The organism is Stenotrophomonas sp. INTA L402-1 (assembly GCF_059295135.1).
The window spans coordinates 1-562 of sequence record NZ_JCAFWP010000199.1 but is presented as its reverse complement, the minus strand read 5'-3'; the positions used below and the strand labels follow the sequence as shown (position 1 = coordinate 562).

The following is a 562-nucleotide window of genomic DNA, read 5'->3' as shown; positions in this document are numbered from 1 at the left end:
ACCTACGCCACCCGCTGAGCCTGGCAACGCCACTCCCTCATTTTTAGTTACCGATAATCAGGGCGATCAGCGCGGCATTCTCGCCACCAATGACATCACCGATGACACCACGCCAACCTTTAGCGGCAGCGGGCAGGCGGGGGCGACTATTCAGATTAAAGACAGTAACGGCAATACTATTGCCAGTACTCAGGTAGACAACAACGGTCAGTGGAGTGTCTCGTTACCCACGCAAAGTGCAGGTGAACATACCTGGTCAGTGGTGCAAATTGTCGGCAGTACCATCACTGACGCCGGTTCGATAACGTTAACCATCGACAATAGTCAGGCCAGCGTGCAGGTTGCCACCACCGCAGGCGATAACATTATTAACGCCAGCGAACAGGCCGCCGGGTTTACGCTTTCTGGTACCAGTAGCCATCTGGCGCAGGGAACAGAACTCACCGTTACGCTAAACGGCAAAACCTACACCACCAGCGTAGGCGCTAACGGTGCCTGGAGCGTGCAGGTGCCGACCGCCGATGCACAGGCGTTAGGCGAAGGGAATCAGGCAGTGCTGGTC

1 protein-coding gene is annotated in these 562 nt (G+C 56.2%); it reads left to right on the top strand.

Going from position 1 to position 562, the window contains the following annotated elements; genetic code table 11:
* Nucleotides 1-562 (top strand): Ig-like domain-containing protein (locus AC5O77_RS22325; protein ID WP_494507239.1); only part of this gene is annotated, 562 nt, incomplete at both ends.